General features: G+C 59.8%; 20 protein-coding genes, 1 tRNA gene and 1 pseudogene. 10 read left to right on the forward strand and 12 right to left on the reverse strand.

What is annotated here, in order from left to right; all coding sequences use genetic code 11:
• Positions 1-263: 263 nt before the first annotated feature.
• A pseudogene (locus tag ACK3EW_RS09110) lies at positions 264-494 on the forward strand (CBU_0592 family membrane protein); the annotation flags it as partial.
• A 49-nt stretch (positions 495-543) separates the two neighbouring features.
• Here the strand turns inward: ACK3EW_RS09110 and olsA are convergent.
• The 3 genes from olsA to ACK3EW_RS09125 form a co-directional block, all read right to left on the reverse strand.
• Positions 544-1371, reverse strand: a complete 828-nt coding sequence (gene olsA, locus ACK3EW_RS09115; protein WP_493809311.1) for a lyso-ornithine lipid O-acyltransferase — start codon at positions 1369-1371, stop codon at positions 544-546.
• The gene (olsB, locus tag ACK3EW_RS09120) at positions 1368-2129 is read right to left on the reverse strand and encodes an L-ornithine N(alpha)-acyltransferase (RefSeq protein ID WP_493809312.1); all 762 of its coding nucleotides are present in this window, start codon (positions 2127-2129) and stop codon (positions 1368-1370) included. The genes olsA and olsB overlap by 4 nt, the downstream gene beginning before the upstream one ends.
• 128 nt (positions 2130-2257) lie before the next feature.
• Positions 2258-2440: a DUF3553 domain-containing protein gene (locus ACK3EW_RS09125; RefSeq protein ID WP_085630699.1), complete on the reverse strand. Its 183-nt coding sequence runs from the start codon at positions 2438-2440 to the stop codon at positions 2258-2260.
• Between the two features lie 33 nt (positions 2441-2473).
• Between ACK3EW_RS09125 and ACK3EW_RS09130 the strand changes: the two genes are divergently transcribed.
• Complete coding sequence (locus tag ACK3EW_RS09130) at positions 2474-3103, forward strand: histidine phosphotransferase family protein (protein ID WP_493809313.1); 630 nt, start codon at positions 2474-2476, stop codon at positions 3101-3103.
• Here the strand turns inward: ACK3EW_RS09130 and ACK3EW_RS09135 are convergent.
• The 4 genes from ACK3EW_RS09135 to ACK3EW_RS09150 all read right to left on the reverse strand — a co-directional run bounded on the left by ACK3EW_RS09135 (position 3083) and on the right by ACK3EW_RS09150 (position 7342).
• On the reverse strand, positions 3083-4186 hold the full coding sequence (locus ACK3EW_RS09135) for an acetoin utilization protein AcuC (protein WP_493809314.1): 1104 nt from the start codon (positions 4184-4186) through the stop codon (positions 3083-3085). The two genes, ACK3EW_RS09130 and ACK3EW_RS09135, sit on opposite strands and share 21 nt — an antisense overlap.
• 88 nt (positions 4187-4274) lie before the next feature.
• Positions 4275-6089: an ABC-F family ATP-binding cassette domain-containing protein gene (locus ACK3EW_RS09140; RefSeq protein WP_493809315.1), complete on the reverse strand. Its 1815-nt coding sequence runs from the start codon at positions 6087-6089 to the stop codon at positions 4275-4277.
• Positions 6090-6098: 9 nt separating this feature from the next.
• Complete coding sequence (locus ACK3EW_RS09145; protein WP_493809316.1) at positions 6099-6887, reverse strand: GNAT family N-acyltransferase; 789 nt, start codon at positions 6885-6887, stop codon at positions 6099-6101.
• A complete protein-coding gene (locus ACK3EW_RS09150) occupies positions 6887-7342 on the reverse strand; it encodes an outer membrane protein assembly factor BamE (RefSeq protein WP_493809317.1) in 456 nt (151 codons plus the stop codon). The genes ACK3EW_RS09145 and ACK3EW_RS09150 overlap by 1 nt, the downstream gene beginning before the upstream one ends.
• Before the next feature lie 87 nt (positions 7343-7429).
• Between ACK3EW_RS09150 and ACK3EW_RS09155 the strand changes: the two genes are divergently transcribed.
• The 8 genes from ACK3EW_RS09155 to ACK3EW_RS09190 all read left to right on the forward strand — a co-directional run bounded on the left by ACK3EW_RS09155 (position 7430) and on the right by ACK3EW_RS09190 (position 13031).
• Positions 7430-7987, forward strand: a complete 558-nt coding sequence (locus tag ACK3EW_RS09155; protein ID WP_493809318.1) for a YceD family protein — start codon at positions 7430-7432, stop codon at positions 7985-7987.
• A 165-nt stretch (positions 7988-8152) separates the two neighbouring features.
• Positions 8153-8359, forward strand: coding sequence for a 50S ribosomal protein L32 (gene rpmF, locus ACK3EW_RS09160; RefSeq protein WP_085630687.1), 207 nt, complete (start codon positions 8153-8155; stop codon positions 8357-8359).
• A 25-nt stretch (positions 8360-8384) separates the two neighbouring features.
• Positions 8385-9494 (forward strand): phosphate acyltransferase PlsX, encoded by a 1110-nt coding sequence (gene plsX / locus ACK3EW_RS09165; protein WP_493809319.1) that lies wholly within the window; start codon positions 8385-8387, stop codon positions 9492-9494.
• Entirely contained in the window at positions 9491-10462 is a 972-nt protein-coding gene (locus ACK3EW_RS09170) for a beta-ketoacyl-ACP synthase III (RefSeq protein WP_493809320.1), read from the forward strand. The genes plsX and ACK3EW_RS09170 overlap by 4 nt, the downstream gene beginning before the upstream one ends.
• A gap of 94 nt (positions 10463-10556) precedes the next feature.
• Complete coding sequence (ihfA, locus tag ACK3EW_RS09175; protein WP_085630683.1) at positions 10557-10859, forward strand: integration host factor subunit alpha; 303 nt, start codon at positions 10557-10559, stop codon at positions 10857-10859.
• 4 nt (positions 10860-10863) lie between these two features.
• Positions 10864-11703 carry a MerR family transcriptional regulator gene (locus ACK3EW_RS09180; RefSeq protein WP_493809321.1) on the forward strand — a complete coding sequence of 280 codons (840 nt, stop codon included), beginning with the start codon at positions 10864-10866 and terminating at the stop codon, positions 11701-11703.
• A gap of 71 nt (positions 11704-11774) precedes the next feature.
• Positions 11775-11851, forward strand: a tRNA-Pro gene (locus ACK3EW_RS09185).
• A 100-nt stretch (positions 11852-11951) separates the two neighbouring features.
• On the forward strand, positions 11952-13031 hold the full coding sequence (locus tag ACK3EW_RS09190) for a 2'-deoxycytidine 5'-triphosphate deaminase (protein WP_493809322.1): 1080 nt from the start codon (positions 11952-11954) through the stop codon (positions 13029-13031).
• On the opposite strand, the gene ACK3EW_RS09195 is transcribed toward ACK3EW_RS09190, so the two are convergent.
• From ACK3EW_RS09195 to ACK3EW_RS09215, 5 genes are all read right to left on the reverse strand, one after another.
• Positions 13028-13180 carry a hypothetical protein gene (locus ACK3EW_RS09195; RefSeq protein WP_493809323.1) on the reverse strand — a complete coding sequence of 51 codons (153 nt, stop codon included), beginning with the start codon at positions 13178-13180 and terminating at the stop codon, positions 13028-13030. The two genes, ACK3EW_RS09190 and ACK3EW_RS09195, sit on opposite strands and share 4 nt — an antisense overlap.
• 166 nt (positions 13181-13346) lie before the next feature.
• A complete protein-coding gene (gene scpB / locus ACK3EW_RS09200; protein ID WP_493809324.1) occupies positions 13347-14018 on the reverse strand; it encodes an SMC-Scp complex subunit ScpB in 672 nt (223 codons plus the stop codon).
• Entirely contained in the window at positions 14015-14803 is a 789-nt protein-coding gene (locus ACK3EW_RS09205; RefSeq protein WP_493809325.1) for a segregation and condensation protein A, read from the reverse strand. Before ACK3EW_RS09205 ends, scpB begins: the two co-directional genes overlap by 4 nt.
• Entirely contained in the window at positions 14800-15834 is a 1035-nt protein-coding gene (locus ACK3EW_RS09210) for a glycoside hydrolase family 3 N-terminal domain-containing protein (protein WP_493809326.1), read from the reverse strand. Before ACK3EW_RS09210 ends, ACK3EW_RS09205 begins: the two co-directional genes overlap by 4 nt.
• A complete protein-coding gene (locus ACK3EW_RS09215; protein WP_493809327.1) occupies positions 15810-16796 on the reverse strand; it encodes an SPOR domain-containing protein in 987 nt (328 codons plus the stop codon). The genes ACK3EW_RS09210 and ACK3EW_RS09215 overlap by 25 nt, the downstream gene beginning before the upstream one ends.
• Between the last annotated feature and the right edge of the window lie 48 nt (positions 16797-16844).

Here is a 16844-nt window from a genome sequence, read left to right on the forward strand (position 1 = left end):
AACAAAGCGCATAAGGATAGTTCTTCGCAGACCACAACGCCGACACATTATTTCAATCGGTTGGCGGCTCCGGGCTTGGTTCGGACGGGGGATGTGACGGGTAACAAGGATCGGTTTCGGTTCACAAAGACTTTTTAAGGTTGCGCTTGGGTCAGCCCTCATCTGGCTCTGGCGTGTTTTCAGATTGTCGGCCCGACTGTTCGCCATGTGCAGCAGTCGGGTCTATTTTACGGAGCGCATGTATGACAGGCCTCTTCGAAGCCATGCGGGCTTATCCCGACCTTCTTCAGGTCTGCGGCGTTGTGGGATCGTTCCTGTATGTCGGGGGATTCGCGCTGGTGCAGACGGGTCGGATTTGCGGCAACGGGCCATATTATTCCTGCAACCAATTGACTGCTGCAACGCTTGTTCTGATCAGCCTGATCGGCGCTTTCAATTTGGGGGCGTTCTTTATCCAGGTGGGGTTTCTGATCTTTGGATCAATTGGCCTCGTGTGTAAGTTGCGGATGCGCAAGCTTGGGATTTACCCCAGTGGCACTGGGGTCATGGATCGGGTGTCGGGTGGGCCGACCGAACCTGCGATTCCAGATGGCTGGCCAGCGACTTGCGATTGGGAAAAGCGTCGACCCGCATTGGCCCATGATAGACCAGTTCAACCTTGCCTTGCGGGTGCTGCGCCAGCACCTTGAGCAGATGTTGGGCAAAGCCCATGTCCCCCCACCAGCCATAAAAGCGCGGGTCTTCGCCATCGGGGGCGTGATAGATCACGGTGACCGGCTGAATGTGCATGTCATGTACAATCCGGTCGGAAAAGAAAGGGGCGAACAACGTGGGCTTGAACGGCAAAACCCGCAGCGTGTCGGTCGATGTGCCTTCGGGAAAGAACAGCAGTCGGTGCCCATGTTCCAGCCGGTCTTCGAACACCGCGATCTGGGCTTTTACCTCGCGGGGGTCGCGCTGGATGAAGACTGTTCCGGTGGCCCGCGCCAGCCAGCCTATTCCGGGCCAAGAGGCGACCTCAGATTTGGACACGAAATAGACGTTCTTGCGCGCGTTGAGCGCAAAAATATCAAGCCATGATCCGTGATTGGCAACCACCGCACCCGGCACTTTCATACGGGGCCCGCGCACCAAAAGCGGCAGGCGCAGGATGACAAACGCGCACCGGCACACGGCCTGAGTGATATAGGGTGTCAGAGGACGGTCGACGCCGAAGATCGGCCGCTCGACAAGTCGGAGCAGCAGCAGCAGTGCGAGCCCGCCGAACACCACCGCACCCAATGAGATGCCACGCAGCAGCACCCGCACCCAGCCTGCCGACGAGATCGGAGGATCGGTGATGGGATCGTCGCTGTCCCATGTTGGGCTCATGTTGCGCGCCGTGCGGGTCTGTCGAAACGCCCTGCAGTCATCTGCGCCGTGTCGAGGATCAGGCAGACATCGGTTGTGTTGAAGGCATGGTCCACAAAGACGCCCTGCCCGATTGTGCCGCCCAGCTTGAGGTACGATTTGATCAGCGCAGGCGTGTCACGCATCGCGGCCTTGCGGTCGATCCGGTGTGGCGGCAGCAGCGCCAGATCTGTGGTCATGGTCGAGGTGACGCGTAGCGGCTCGGGCGCAAGATAGGTGGCGTGAAGGTGCGAGATCGGGTGCTGCAACGCCTCAAGATCCGTGCCGTGAAAGCTGGCCGTGCCGAACAGGATGTCGATGTCGTGGCCTGCCACATAATCGGCCAGCCCCTGCCAAAGCGCCATCAGCGCAGGCCCACCACGATGATCAGGATGCAGGCAGGATCGCCCCAGTTCCAAGAGGCAAAGACCACTGCTCAACAGGGGCGTCAGATCAAATTCCGAAGCAGAGTAGAACCCATTCGCGGCAGTCGCGTGGCCTTGGGTCATCAGGCGGTAGACCCCGACGACAGCGTCGGACCCGTTTTTTAAATCGCGCAACAGCAGATGGTCGGCATGGGTGTCGAACCTGTCGATTTCAAGCCGGTTCGAGTGATCGACGCCGTCGCCACTGCCGCCCAGTTCGGCAACGAACACCTCGTAGCGAAGCCGTTGCGCCGCGCGGATCTCGGCCTTGGATCGGGCAAGCGAGGTCTGATACTGGGGTGCAGTCTGTAGCATTTGGGGTGGCCCGCCTCGTTCGCAGTCACCTTAATGTGCCACCTGGTGACGCGCAACGGCGTCGGATTGACCGAAAAACCAACGTTTCCGAAAGAAATTAAGCTTTCATCAACTTTTGGTTGTGATGTTTACTCATCGAAAACAGGAACCAACCCGATGCGTGACCCATCAATAACTACTTTTCCCACTTCGCGGAAATTCACGGTGATGCGGTCGCCGATATTGGATTGCACCTGCCCGACACCCCAATCGGGTTCATCGGGGTGGCGAACCAGCGATCCTGGTTCCAGAATTCCATTCAGATCAGTCATGCGCGGTCTCCGTACTGCGTATGGGAGGATATAGTGCATCAGGATGCAGCTTCATTGGCCGCGTTGATCGGATCGCGCATTTGCCACGACCTCATCAGCCCTATTGGCGCAATTTCGAACGGATTGGAACTGGCTGGTATGACGGCTTCGGCACCGGTCGGGCCGGAGATGTCGTTGATCCAGCAAAGCTGCGATCATGCCACGGCCCGCATCCGTTTCTTTCGCATCGCGTTTGGCACCGCCACTGATACCCGCGCAATTCCCGTTGCAGAGGCGCGCAAGACGCTGACCGATCACTATGCGGGGACACGCCTGTCCACAGAATGGCGGATCGCTCAGGATTTGGGCCGCGACGTCACGCAGCTGGCCTATCTATCGGCCCTGTGCCTTGAGGCGGCCTTGCCTCAGGGCGGGTTGCTAAGCTTTGATGTCCATGACCGCAGCCTTGTTGCGCGCGCCGATGCCCCAAACGTGCGTGGGGAACTGCCGATTTGGGCCGTGGTCACTGATCGGGTATGTGCCGACATGCAAGGTATCAGCCCTGCGCATGTGCAGTTTGCGCTGCTGGCGCGGCTGTGCCATGACCGCGACATCTGGCCGGAGTGTGAATTGCAAGACGATCGCGCCGTGTTACGCCTGCCGCTACCCGGCCTGCCAAGCTGACCCGGATTTCAGATGCGCAATTGCCGCGCGGACCTGCTCTGAAATCGGGCCGGGCCGTGGGTCATCAAGCAGCGTCGTCAACAGCACGTCCGAAGGTTGTGCCTTTCGTGACCAACGAAGCGCTTGCAGAATATCTGTCGCGTTTTGCGGCAAGCGATCCGGGATCTCGTGTCCGGCCAGTGTTGCCCAAACGCAGGTCCAGGCACGCCCGACGCTCCACGGATTGTAGCCCCCACCACCCGAGACAATCAGGCGTGGCGCCATCGCGCGCAACGCCGTGACCGCCTTCACGTGACAGCGGTTCGACAGTGTAAGACGCGACAGCGGGTCTTCGGTCACGGCATCTGCACCGCATTGCAGGTAGATGGCATCCGGCTTTTGCGCTGCGAGAGCAGGCAGGATCACGTCGTTCAGGATCAGGTCGAATTCGGTATCGTTGAACCCGCGTGGGACGGGAATGTTGATCGCCGCCCCGCCCGCGTCGTCGTCAAGCGCGCCGGTAAAGGGCCAGCGCTTGTCCTCGTGGACCGAGATCATGCGCACCTGCTCGGACCCATGGAATGCCACAGCCACCCCATCGCAATGATGTGCGTCGATATCGACATAGGCGATGCGGTTCAGCCCCATGCTCAGCAAGTGCCGGATCGTCAGCACCGGTTCGTTGATGTAGCAAAAACCATTGGCCCGATCGGGCAGCCCGTGATGGGTGCCACCACCGGGATTGTAGGCGACCCCCCCTGCCCGTACATGCTCGGCCGCCAGCAGCCCACCGCCCGCCGCCGTTGCGGGGCGTCGGTAGACCTCGGGAAACACTGGGTTCGACAATGTGCCCAAATCAAAGGCGGGATCTGCCTGCAGGGTGGCCTCGGCGCGCTGCAGGGCTGCGATGTAAGCGGGGGTGTGAAAGTTCATTAACGCAGACGGTTTGGCACAGGGGCTCGTGCGGTACTGCGTGTCCGTCAGCCAGCCAAGCGTGCGGCAAAGGTCGGTCACCGTCGGAACGCGGGGAATCGATAAAGGGTGGCGCGGGCCATAGCTTGAACCGCGATAAATGCGGGCGCCGATGAAGATGGGGTCGTTCATAGCGCCGAAGTTAGGTCACCGCACGCGTCCCGCCAGACAGAGCGCGAAGATGCGGCACCGCATTTTGGCGTTTCCATTGATCGAAGCGTCACCCAGCCTCGGCCTTTTCCGACAATTCCAGCCAAAGATCTTCGGCCTCGGCCAACGCGGTCTGTCGGGTGACCAACGCTTCAGAGGCTTTCTTGAACTTCACGGGTTCGCGCGTGAAAAGTTCCGGATCGGCCATCAGCTGTTCCAGCTTGTCGATCTCGGCGGTCAGGCGGTCAATTTCGGCGGGCAATTCCTCAAGCCGGTGCTTTTCCGTAAAGCTCAGACCGGTTTTTGATTTGGGCGCGGCTGCAGGTTTGGTCGCTTGCTTGGGTGCGGATTTAGACGCTGTGGCCTCGGAGGCATCTTCGCCCCGCTGGGTGCGATAATCGCTCCACCCGCCCGCATAGACCGTGGCGCGCCCGCGCCCTTCCATTGCCACGGTGGTGGAGGCCACGCGGTCAAGGAAATCGCGGTCATGGCTGATCAGCAGAACCGTTCCGTCATATTCGCCCAGCAGATCCTGCAGCAGGTCAAGCGTTTCGACGTCCAGATCGTTGGTCGGTTCGTCCAACACCAGCAAGTTCGATTCACGTGCCATGATCCGGGCCAGCAGAAGTCGTGCCTTTTCGCCCCCCGACAATGACCGCACAGGCGCGCGGGCCTGTCGTTCGTCGAACAGGAATTCCTTGAGATAGCCCACCACATGTTTCGGCGCACCGCGCACCATGATCTGATCGGCTTTGCCCGAGACCCGCATTTCAGGATCGCCCGTCAGGTTTTCCCACAAGCTGAGGTCTTCGTTCAACTGCGCGCGGGTCTGGTCGAACACCGCCGGTGCAAGGTTCGTGCCCAGCTTGACCGTGCCCTCGTCAGGGTCGATTTCGCCCATCAGCATGCGGATCAACGTCGTCTTGCCCACGCCATTGGGGCCGACAAAGGCCACCCGGTCGCCACGCTGTATGGTCAGGGAAAAATTGCCCACGATGGTTGTGTCATCAAAGACTTTGGTCAGACCCACAGCCTCGATCACCTTGCGGCCTGACTTTGGCCCCGAGGCCAGTTCCATCGCGGCGGTGTCCTGCCGTTTGATCATTGCGGCACGCTCGCCGCGCAGATCTTGCAGCGCGCGGACGCGGCCCATGTTGCGTTTGCGACGGGCGCTGATGCCTTCGACGGCCCATCGCGCTTCGGATTTGATCTTGCGGTCCATCTTATGACGCTGGAGGTCTTCGTCGTCCCACGTCTTGTCGCGCCACGCCTCGAACGCGTCGAACCCTTTTTCCTGACGCCGCACTTGTCCGCGGTCGATCCAGAGCGTCGCGCGGGTGAGTTCAGAGAGAAAGCGCCGGTCGTGGCTGATCAGAACAAAGCCCTTGCGGGTGCGTTTCAACTCGTCCTCAAGCCAGCCGATCGCTTCGATATCAAGGTGGTTGGTCGGCTCGTCCAGCAGCATCAGATCCGGATCCTGCGCCATCAATCGTGCCAATGCGGCGCGGCGGCGTTCGCCGCCGGATGCGGTTTCTGTCATGCGGTCGGGGTCGAATTTAAGCCCTTCGCCCGCGCGTTCCACCTTGTACAGTTCCGACGAATCAAGCCCGTGCATGGCGTAATCGCCCAGCGTGGCAAACCCGCTGAGGTCGGGGTCCTGCTCCATATATCCGGTGCTGATACCCGGCGGGACAACGCGGTCGCCGCGATCGGGTTCGACCAGCCCGGACATCACCTTCATGAGGGTGGATTTGCCCGAACCGTTGCGGCCCACAAGTGCCACACGGTCGCCCGGTTGCACCACAAGGCTGAGGTCATGGAACACCGGCTCACCGCCAAAGGTAAGCGAGATGTCGTTGAGTTGCAGAAGCGGAATAATGGCCATGCCGTCGCGCTACGGCGCGGCGGGCGCAAGGTCAAGGGGGCTGGTTTGTGCAGCCTGCGCCAAGGCGCGCAGCCGGGCCTTGCGGGGCGCTGGAATGGCATCGACGGGCAGCCCTGTAAACACGTGCAGCCGGTCAAGTTCCCGGTCGATCACCGCATGGTCGCTGACCCATCCACCCATCGCCAAATAGCTGCGCAAAAGCTGCGGCAAGCCGGTCGGTGATGCAGGACCATCGGGCAGATCAATGGCATCGGCTGACGCTCGGTTTGGGCGCAGTGCCTTGGGACCAAGGTGATGGGCGTGCAGAAATGCAAGCTCTGCGCGGTGTGTTTCGGGATCGGCTCCGGAAAACGAACTGCACCCAATCATCATGCGAATGTCGTGCCGGTCTACCAGAACGCCAAGAGCTGCCCATGCCAGCCGAAGCGCTGTCACGTCGGGTGAGCCACTGGACTGACAGAACCGACCCAGCTCAAGATACGGCCCCGGCATCCGGTGTAGCGGTGACAGGTCGTAATTCTGGCCGGTATAGCTGTCGGCCAGCGCGCCTGGGTCTTCGATCAGTCGGGCCCGAAATGCGACCAGCGCTGTATCTGTGCGGTTGGTGACGCCGCAGTGAAGACACAGCGCATCGAACCGGTCTGTATCAGATTCACCGTTGCGGAAGGCGGCCGCGCGTAGGGACAGTGCGGCCTCGCGACTTGCACATGAGGTGCCGATCACCGCTCGATATGGGCCAAAGCGCAACGACACATGATCCGGAACAGCAGCGATCTGCGCCGCTGCCGCCATCGTCATCAGTTGAAGAAGTCGGCTGCGTTGATCCCGCCGATGTTGCCGAAGAGCTTGCGGATAAAGCTGATGTCGCCGTCCCCGGAGCGGGTGATGCGGCGGGCGATCGGCACGACCTGTCCGTCTTCGAGACCAAAGCGTTCGATGTTTTCGACGACACCTGTGGAATCAAACGTAATGGCCAGAACTTCGCGGTCGACCACTTCGGGTTGTTTCCATGCGAAATGGCGGACATCGCTTTCGATGTAATAGAACCCGGATTCGTTCAGCGTGCCCGACGTGGATGGCACGCCGACAAGATCTTCGACCGTGGCGCGGGTGTCGACCCCCGGTACGATCTGCTGCAATTCGTCTTCGGATGGAACATAGCCATGCGTGCGGTAACGCGCGGTGCATCCTGCAAGCGCAATGCACAGAAGCGTCACAAGCCCGATCCTGACTGTCGATCTGATGCCCTGCATGGCGCCTCTCTTGCGTTGGCGTTCGCTGCCTTTTATCCCGATTACACGGCCTTGGGCCTGCGTTCAAGCAAAGGGTGAACACAAGATATGCCACAAGAGGTTCTGAAACCCGGAGAATATCGCGTCAGCGACCTGTCGAGCCGACGTGAAACCGCGTTCGACTTGCAGCCCGATGCGGGTATGCGGGCGGCGATTGCGAGACAGCTCGACCTGCCGGGCGTTAAGAAATTGCGCTTTACCGGCGAGATTTCGCCATCGGGCGCGCGTGGCTGGACGTTGACGGCCAAGCTTGGGGCCACAGTGGTGCAGCCTTGCGTCGTTACACTTGATCCGGTGACCACGCGTATCGATGAACCCGTCGAGCGGCGGTATGTCCCGGAAGAATATTTCGAGGATGTGGAAGCCGGGGCTGAAATGGAGATGCCAGAAGACACCAGCACAGAGCCGCTGGGTGCGATCATCTCTGCCCATGATGCGATGGTCGAATCGCTCTTGCTGGCTTTGCCGCTTTATCCTCGGTCCGAAAACGCCGAACTGGGCGAAGCGGTGTTCGCCGAGGACGGTGTGGCCCCCTTGAAAGATGAGGACACCAAGCCGTTTGCAGGTCTGGCCGCCCTGCGGGATCAGTTCGATGAAAAGTCGTAAAGAAACCCGCCAGAAAACGCTTGCGGATTTCACGATTGCCCCTATGTTCGCGCCTTCATCTGAGGTGGGGTTGTCACCCGGCCCGGTTTTCCCTTAAGAGGCCGGACACACCCAAAACGCGGCATGGCGAGCATGCTACAGATTATAGAAAATTGAGGTTGAGACATGGCTGTCCAACAGAACAAAGTATCCAAGTCGCGCCGCAACAACCGTCGCGCACATGACGCTCTGGTTGCTGCAAATCCGAACGAATGTTCCAACTGCGGCGAACTCAAGCGGCCGCACCACGTGTGCCCGTCCTGCGGCCACTACGCGGATCGCGAAGTGATCGCACAGGCCGACGAAATCGACCTGGACGAAGACGCGGCATAAGCAACGATTGGGCGAAACCCTCCGCATGACCTCTTCGCAGGATCATAAAAAGGTGGGTGTCGCGCCGATTGTGCTATCTATCGACGCTATGGGCGGCGATCTGGGGCCGGAGGCAGTTGTCTCCGGCATGTCTCGTTCTGCGAAGGCGAATCCGGATATCCATTTCCTCGTCCATGGGCCCCAAGGCAAGCTGACCAAACTGATCGAGCGGAAAAAGGCTTTGGCCGGACGCTGCGAAATCAGGGATGCGTCGGGCATTGTGTCGATGGAAGACAAGCCAAGCCACATCATGCGGCACGGGCAGGACACATCCATGTGGGCCGCCATCGAAGCCGTGCGTGACAAGGAAGCGACCGTTGCGGTGTCCTGTGGCAACACAGGCGCGCTGATGGCGTTGTCGATGATCCGCTTGCGCAAATTGCCGGGGGTGAACCGCCCGGCCATCGCGATTCTGTGGCCCTCGCGCAATCCGCAGGGCTTCAACGTGATGTTGGACGTGGGTGCGGATGTGCGCGCCGACGCACAAGACCTGCTGCAATACGCGCTTATGGGCGTGTCCTATGCCCGCAATGGGCTTGATCTGGACCGGCCGCGTGTCGGGTTGCTTAACGTGGGCACCGAGGAACACAAGGGCAAGGCCGAACTCAAAGAAGCACATGAGCTGATCGGCAGGATGGCTGACAAGGCGCAATTCGAGTTCGTCGGATTTGTCGAAGGCGGCGACATTCCCGGTGAGGCCTGTGACGTGATCGTCACCGATGGCTTTACCGGCAATGTCGCGTTGAAAACCGGTGAGGGTACGGCTTCACTGATCGGGGATCGTCTGAAAGAGGCATTTGCCTATTCGCCCCTGTCGCGGCTCGCGTCACTTTTGGCGCTGACATCCCTGCGACGCCTCAAACAAAAGATCGACCCGCGCCGGGTGAATGGCGGCGTGTTCCTTGGGTTGAACGGCACCGTCGTGAAATCGCATGGCTCTGCCGACGCAACCGGCGTTGCCGCCGCGATTCAGCTTGCAGTGCAACTGGCGCAATCGGGCTTTTCCGAACGGCTGGCTGCCCGGCTGGCGTCGATCACAGAAAATGCGTCCGAATCGGACCAACAGACCAATACAGACGAGGAGAGCCCGAAATGACCACACGTTCGGTTGTCGTAGGGCTGGGCCATTACCTGCCAGAGCGGGTTGTGCCCAATTCTGAATTCGAAGCAACGCTGGACACGTCCGATGAATGGATCAAGTCCCGGTCCGGCATCGAGAGCAGACATTTCGCAGCGGATGGTGAAACCACGTCGGATATCGCGACCAAGGCCGCGCGGAACGCTTTGGCCAATGCAGGTCTGACGGCCAACGATCTGGACGCGATCGTGCTGGCCACGTCGACTGCCGATCTTACCTTTCCTTCTGCTGCAACCATGGTGCAGGCCGCGCTTGGCATGAACCGCGGGTTTGCCTTTGACGTGCAGGCCGTCTGCGCCGGGTTCATTTATGCCATGGCCAATGCAAATGCGTTGATCATATCCGGTCAGGCCAAGCGGATCATGGTGATTGGTGCAGAAACCTTTAGCCGCATCATGGATTGGTCAGACAGATCCACCTGTGTGCTGTTCGGTGATGGCGCTGGTGCCGTGATCCTCGAAGCGCAGGACGGTGTTGGTGACAAGACGGATCGGGGCATCCTGTCGGTTGATTTGAATTCCGACGGCCAGCACCGCGATATCCTGTATGTCGATGGCGGCGTGAGCACGCAAACGACCGGGTTTCTGCGGATGCAGGGTAAGGAAGTGTTCCGCCACGCGGTGGAAAAGCTGGCCAAGACCGCCAGCATTGCGATGGAGAAAGCGGGTATTGCCAATGACGAAGTGGACTGGATTGTCCCGCATCAGGCGAATATCCGCATCATACAGGGCACCGCCAAAAAGCTGGGTCTTTCCATGGATAACGTGGTGGTGACGGTTCAGAACCACGGCAACACCTCGGCCGCATCCATTCCCCTTGCCTTGTCCGTCGGTGTGGAACGTGGCCAGATCAAGCGCGGCGATGTGATAGTGACCGAAGCGATTGGCGGCGGTCTGGCCTGGGGTGCTGTCGTTATACGCTGGTAGGCAAAAACCTTTTCTAAATACCCACCTGCAACCCGTTGATATTGACTCGGAAAATCGCAAGGCGCATGCTGTCGCAAACCGGGGAGGTTTGTGTATGGGACAAAAGACACTGACACGTATGGACCTGAGCGAAGCTGTGTTTCGCGAAGTGGGGTTGTCGCGGAATGAAAGCGCGGACCTCGTGGAAACAGTCCTCAATCATATGTCCGACGCTTTGGTCGAAGGTGAACAGGTAAAGATTTCGTCCTTTGGTACGTTTTCGATCCGGGACAAGGCTGCGCGTGTCGGGCGCAATCCCAAAACCGGCGAGGAAGTTCCGATCAACCCGCGCCGGGTTCTGACCTTCCGCCCCTCCCACCTCATGAAAGACCGCGTGGCCGCAGGCAACAAGGGCTGAGCGCATGAGCAAATCCGCAGACGCCTTTCGCACGATCAGCGAAGTCGCCGAATGGCTGGACACACCGGCCCACGTTCTGCGGTTCTGGGAAAGCAAATTCACCCAAGTCAAACCTGTCAAACGTGCAGGCGGGCGGCGGTATTACCGCCCCGCTGATATGCGCCTTCTGGGTGGGATCAAAAAGCTGCTGCACGATGATGGAATGACCATCAAGGGTGTGCAAAAAATACTTCGAGAACAAGGCATTAAACATGTATCCTCGCTTTGTGAATTAAGCCTGAGCGACGAAGAAGAGGCCGATCTGGCACTTCTCGAGGACGTGCCCGCATCCGAGCCGCTGGACACGGTTGTGCCCTTCGCCAAGCCTGAGACCGTCGAGGACACGCCGATTGCGGAAGACCTGCCCGGTGCCGCTGCCGACGCTGAACCAGAGCAGGCGGACGCAGCGGATGACATACCTGATCAGGCGGTCACATCGGAGCCCCAGACGCCTTCTGCAGACATCGCAGAGACCGAGCCGGAGCCTGCCGTTGAAGACGCGTTCCTCGAGGAGGAACCACAGGCCGCGGAACCTGAACCGGAGGTGGTTCTTGCAGCTGAGCCGGAACCCGAAACCGCCCTGCCCGGATTTCTCCAACGTTCAATGGCGGATCGCGTGGCCACAGAAGACGCCGTTAGGGAAGAGGCCGACACCGTCCAAGAACCCGTCGTCCCTGTTGTGGCCACCCCTGCGGAACCAAAGCCAAGTGCCCTGACCTATCTTGCAGGCATACGGCACCTGTCGCCCGCACAAGCGCAGCAGATCGCACCGATTCTGGATCAGTTGAAAGCGGTTGCCCGGTAAGGGCTGCTTTGTTGAAACTGCCGAAATTCGCACTTGCGGCCCGACCCAAAACCGTTATGACAGGCCGCAGTCGGGCTATAGCGCAGCCTGGTAGCGCGTCCGTCTGGGGGACGGAAGGTCGCAGGTTCGAGTCCTGCTAGCCCGACCAATCACCACACAGCTATCAATACCGCTTTGCAGGGAAAAACGCCCTCGCATGGGGCGCAGTGGCTTGCTATGCAAGACAAACTGCGGCGAAGGGGGTTCCGATGACAGGTGTATTGGCCAATCAGCAGATCACGGAGCTGATGGATCGCGGTATCATCGCGGCGGACACACCCTTTGTCGAGGGTCAGGTGCAACCGGCCAGCCTCGATCTTCGCTTGGGTAATGTGGCTTACCGGGTGCGCGCGTCGTTTCTGGCTGGTAAGGGACGGCGAGTTGAAGACCGTCTGGCGGATTTCGAAATGCACCGCATTTCGCTTGAGGGCGGCGCGGTGTTGGAAAAGGGCTGTGTGTACCTTGTTCCGTTGATGGAGCGCCTTGCCCTGCCCTCGGATATCAGCGCTGTCGCAAATGCCAAAAGCTCGACCGGGCGGCTGGATCTGCTGACGCGCACAATTACGGATGAGGGCAGCGAATTCGACCGGATCGCAGCGGGATACCAAGGCCCGCTTTGTGCCGAGATTTGTCCGCGCTCATTTTCAGTTCTCGTGCGTCCGGGTATGCGGCTCAATCAGATCCGGTTCCGGCATGGACAATCGGTTTTGTCAGACGACACTCTGCGCGCGCTGCATGAAGAACAAACGCTTGTGACCGGCGGTCCAGCGGTGATCAGTGACGGGCTGGGGTTTTCGGTCGATCTCAAGCCTGAAAGTGGCGATCTTGTGGGGTATCGGGCCAAGCCGCATACGGGTGTAATCGACCTCGACAAGCTGGGACATTATGCACCGTCCGAGTTCTGGGAAGAGCTGCGCACCAGCAATGGTCAGATCATCCTTGACCCGGATGCGTTCTATATCCTTGTCAGCCGCGAAGCTGTGCATATCCCGCCGGATTATGCTGCTGAAATGGCGCCATTTTTGGCAATGGTCGGGGAATTCCGTGTGCACTATGCCGGGTTCTTTGATCCGGGGTTCGGCCATGATGCAGCCGGCGGCACCGGGTCACGCGGCGTTCTAGAAGTGCGCTGCCATGAGGCGCCCTTTGTGCTTGAGCATGGGCAGATCGTTGGTCGTTTGGTCTATGAACAAATGGACCAATCCCCGAGCCAGCTGTATGGCGCGGGGATCGCGTCGAATTATCAGGGACAGGGTTTGAAACTGTCCAAGCATTTCGCAGTAAGTTAATCGCGCGGGCTTTGGTCTTGGGGAGCTGCGGGCTTTTTACGCTTGGACAAAGCGTTCTGACCTGCATTCATGCTTGCGTTGATCCCGGAATTGATAACGCGGCGCATCACGGTGCGCATCACCATGTTGATAATTTGATTGAGGTTCATGTCGTCCTCCTATTGTGTGTGGCTGCCTCAGGACCAAAGATAGGGGACAATTGCGACGATTTTCAGGCATTGTTTCAAAAAATCTGAGACTTGTGGTGAAAATTCGAATGGTTCGGGAGGGCGATGCATCAACGCATCGCGTCATTCCTCCTGAGGAAAGACGTGCTCAATCCTCGAACAGTTCGGATTGACCCTCTTCGATCTCTTCCTCGGAATCCACATCGCCTTCGCCCATGTTCGGCATCGTGCTAGGAGGGGGACGGTTTTCCAGCAGACCTGCGGCGCGCAATTCCTTGAGCCCCGGCAAATCCCGCGCGGATTCGAGACCGAAATGATCAAGGAAATCCTGCGTCACCACGAATGTCACTGGACGGCCCGGTGTCATCCGCCTGCGACCAAAGCGAATCCATTCCATTTCAAGAAGTTGGTCCACCGTGCCCCGGCTGACCGACACGCCGCGGATCTCTTCGATCTCGGCGCGGGTGACGGGTTGATGGTAGGCGATGATGGCCAGCGTTTCGATGGCGGCACGGCTGAGCTTGCGGGTCTCGACCGTTTCCTTCTGCATCAGGAACCCGAGATCGGGCGCGGTGCGGATCGCCCATGCGTCACCCACCTTGACCACGTTGACGCCCCTGCCCTCGTAGCGTTTGCGCAGGTGAACCAGCGCCTCGGCGGCGTCGGCACCGTGTGGCATGCGGTCGTTGAGTTCCTTCGTTGTCACGGCTTCGGCGGTGGCAAAGAGGATCGCCTCGACCATGCGTTCCTGTTCGCCCATGGGGGGCGCTTCGAACAGGCTTTTCTCGAGCTTGGTCTCGATTTCGGTGTCGTCGGTCATCGCCCATCCCTCCGGCGCAATTCTATCGGCGCGAACGTGTCGGACTGGCGCAGCTCTACCTTGCCTTCTTTGGCCAACTCCAACGATGCGGCAAAGGTCGATGCCGTGGCCGACCTCCATTTTACCGGATCGGCATCCCAACCCTCGGGCATGTAGGAGGAAATAGCAGTCCATGTTCCGGCAAAGCCGATCAAACCCCGCATTCGTTCCAGCGCCTGTTCCATCGTGAAAACCGCATCCCGATCCATGACGAAGGGGCGGAATTCGTCCTTGGTGCGGATGCGTGCATAGCCTTGCATCAGGTCCAAGAGCGTTGCGGTGTATTCGACCTTCCGCACCCGTTCGACCTGTTGCGTGATGCCTCTGGCAAAGAAGTCGCGGCCCAATTGATCCCGCGCCATCAGCTTGGCCGCGACATCCCGCATCGCTTGCAGACGTTCGAGTTGAAACGCCAGATGTGCCGCAAGGTCTTCGCCGGACGGGCCTTCTTCGGTCGGATCGGGCGGCAGCAGCAAACGGGATTTCAGGAAGGCAAGCCATGCCGCCATCACCAGATAATCGGCGGCCAGTTCAATTCTCAGCGCCTTGGCCTTTTCGACAAAGGTAAGGTATTGCCGCGCCAGATCCAAAACCGAGATCTTGCGCAGATCGACTTTTTGCGTGCGGCTGAGTGTCAGAAGCAGATCCAGCGGGCCTTCAAAGCCGTCCACATCAACGATCAGCGCTTCCGCCGCCAAACGGTCCGCGACCGAGTCGTCAAAACTGTCCGATGTCGCGTCGTTCATGCACCGCGCCCTTGCTCCAGTTCCGCAAGCTTGGCTTTGAGGGCCGCAATGTCAACATCCTGAGGTTGGGTTCGACGGGCCAGTGCGGCTTCAGCGCGCGCTTGGCTGGCCTTGGGCATGGTGCCGATGCGATCCATCAGGGCGATGCGTTCTGCCAGATCGCCGTTGCAGTGCAGGATCACGTCGCAACCTGCTTCCATCGACGCAGCCCCGCGTTCAGGGACGGTGCCCGAGAGGGCCTGCATGCCGATATCGTCGGTCATCAACAGGCCGGTGAAACCAAGGTCGTCGCGGATGCGGCGGATCATACTGGCCGAGGTGGTGGCCGGGCCAGTTTCGCCAAATGCGCTGTAGACAAGATGTGCCGTCATGCCCATCGCCACATCGGCAAAGGGGCGGAAAGCGGCAAAGTCGATGTTGTCCAAAGTCTCGGCCGACACATCGATACGCGGCAGATCAAGATGGCTGTCCATCTGCGCAAGGCCATGTCCGGGAATGTGTTTGATCACCGGAAAGACGCCGCCCTGTTCATGGCCTTCGACGACAGCACGGCCAATTTTTACAACTTGATCAAGATTTGACCCGTAGCAGCGGTTGCGCAGGAAACGATGGGTGTCTGGCCGTGCGACATCAAGCATTGGCGCACAATTGGCGTCGATGCCAAGCGCTATCAATTCATGAGCTATGATACGGTAGCGCAGGCGCATACCGTCTTCGGCATTCGGGCCAAGCAGGTCGACGTGATCCAGCGGTGGCAGCCAGTCGGTCGCCAACGGAGCGCGGAGCCGTTGCACACGGCCGCCTTCCTGATCAATGAAAACCGGTGCGGTCCATCCCACCGCCTCACGCAGTTCGGTTGTCAAAGCGCGGATCTGATCTGGGCTTTCCAGATTGCGGTCAAAGAGGATGAAGCCAAACGGATTGGCATCCGCAAAAAACGCGCGCTCGTCCGGGGACAGGCGCGCGCCGTCGCAGCCAAAGATGGCAGCTCCGAACAGGTTGGATGTCACCGGCTGACCACGGGAATACAATCAGCCCCTTCAGCAACAAGAGCGGCACAAAAGCGTCGCGACTCGCTCAGATCGCTAAATCCATGGGCGCGGAGTCGGTAGAACACCCGGCCACCCGACGTGGCCTCTTCGATTACGCGTTCCTTCTCGCCCAGAAACTCTGCGAACCGTGCAGACAGCTTCGTCCATTGTTCACGGGCGATCTCCGGGCTGTCAAACGCGCCGAACTGGACAAGCCGCGTGCCTGGAGGGATCTCACTTGAGGCGCGTTCTGCCACGCCTGAAGAGATCTGCGCTGCAGAAGTCGGTGTGGACAGCGAGGCCAATTGCAGCCCGGCAGGGCGTTGTGCCGGACGCAATGAGCGGGTCACACCGGGCACTGATGGCGGAATGATGTCTGCGGCGGCCACGAGCTCTTGCTCGGATTCGTCTTCGAAGATGGCGGTGTCCCGTGCCGGGGCAATTTCCGAGAACGGCGTCGCATTCGCCGCGATCTGGTCAGCAAGCGCCTGAATCGGGTCATCAGCATTGGCAATGTCGGTCAACGCGAGCGCGGGCGCTTGGGTTTGGGCGTCTTCCCTTAGCGACGCCAAGGCCACCTCTTCCTGAGTCGTCAGCGTGCGGGTGTCCGCGATCTCGGTCACGACCATGTCTTCTTCAGTAATATCAAGCGGCCGGGGCGCCAAAACGATCTGTTCGGGAGGTGGGGCCGAGGTGCCCGTTCCAGCGATGTTGTTAACTGCCAGCCCTTCATGGCGCGCGATCTGCCCACCGGGGTTTTCCGGTGCAACGCGCATCGGGCCTTCTATCGCCCGCACCACGGGCACACCCGAGACATCGCGCACGATCAGCCGATATCCCCAAACCGCAACACCCACCACAAGTGCCAGCGACATGGCCGCGCCCAGCCAATTGGCTGTCGTGGCCAGGTTGCCAGACGTTTCTTCCCCGCGTGCGGGGCCCGTCATATGCATGTCTGCCATGTCCGCCTCATCTCCCGGTGGACGTTGCCACCGGTGTTTCTTGCCTCT

This window comes from Marivita sp. NO-S04, from assembly GCF_059070475.1.